Origin of the sequence: Asticcacaulis sp. YBE204 (assembly GCF_000495855.1) — a bacterium.
Lineage (GTDB): Bacteria > Pseudomonadota > Alphaproteobacteria > Caulobacterales > Caulobacteraceae > Asticcacaulis.
On sequence record NZ_AWGF01000040.1, the window covers coordinates 1 to 784 of the forward strand.

The window sequence follows — 784 nt, forward strand, 5'->3', positions numbered from 1 at the left end:
ATGGTTGTGCATCGTAAGCCCGGCTTTGCGGGTTAGTGCTTTAGCTGATGGCCTGTAGCTCAGGTGGTTAGAGCGTACGCCTGATAAGCGTAAGGTCGACAGTTCGAGTCTGTCCAGGCCAACCACGGCTATGGCGCTGATTGAATATGGCTTGGGGCCATAACTCAGTTGGTAGAGTGCCTGCTTTGCAAGCAGGATGTCGTCGGTTCGACTCCGTCTGGCTCCACCACTTCTGCTCTCTTAGGATTGAGCGAAGTGAACAACTTACGATGCAAATGAGTTTCCGATTAGATTAGGGCGCACGTCGTGCCTCTTGGTCTGATGGGCGTGGGTGCTTGCACCCACTTCTTATTGTGAATTGAAGGGTTATCCCGCCGGTTTGTTCATAGACCACAGGGCTGATCCGAGAAGACATTGTCTGACATACGGGGTCTCGTATAGTCTTTCTGCGCCAAAACTTCTTTCCGAGCGCAGGGAGATGAGACCCCAAGAACGACTTATGTAAATAACGATGACGACACCTCCCTGGGGTGGCTTAGACAAGGCTTTATCGTTGTTGTTGTTTAAAAGATGCTGTGTTGCATCCATGAGTTTTGTTGAGAGAACGATCAAGCGTTAAAGGGCTTCTAACGGATGCCTTGGCGTAGAGAGGCGAAGAAAGACGTGGCAAGCTGCGATAAGATACGGGGAGGCGCTAGCACCCTTTGATCCGTATATTTCTGAATGGGGAAACCCACCTTTGATTGCCCTCTCATTTTAGCGGTTCCTTCGGGGACTTCTGAGA

The 784-nt window shown here is 50.6% G+C and carries 2 tRNA genes and 1 rRNA gene; all 3 read left to right on the forward strand.

Features of this window, described 5'->3' with window-relative positions:
• Positions 1–48: 48 nt before the first annotated feature.
• Positions 49–125 (forward strand) — tRNA-Ile (locus AEYBE204_RS39205).
• 28 nt (positions 126–153) lie between these two features.
• Positions 154–229: transfer RNA gene (locus AEYBE204_RS39210), tRNA-Ala, on the forward strand.
• Between the two features lie 377 nt (positions 230–606).
• Positions 607–784: ribosomal RNA gene (locus AEYBE204_RS40780) — 23S ribosomal RNA — on the forward strand; the annotation flags it as partial.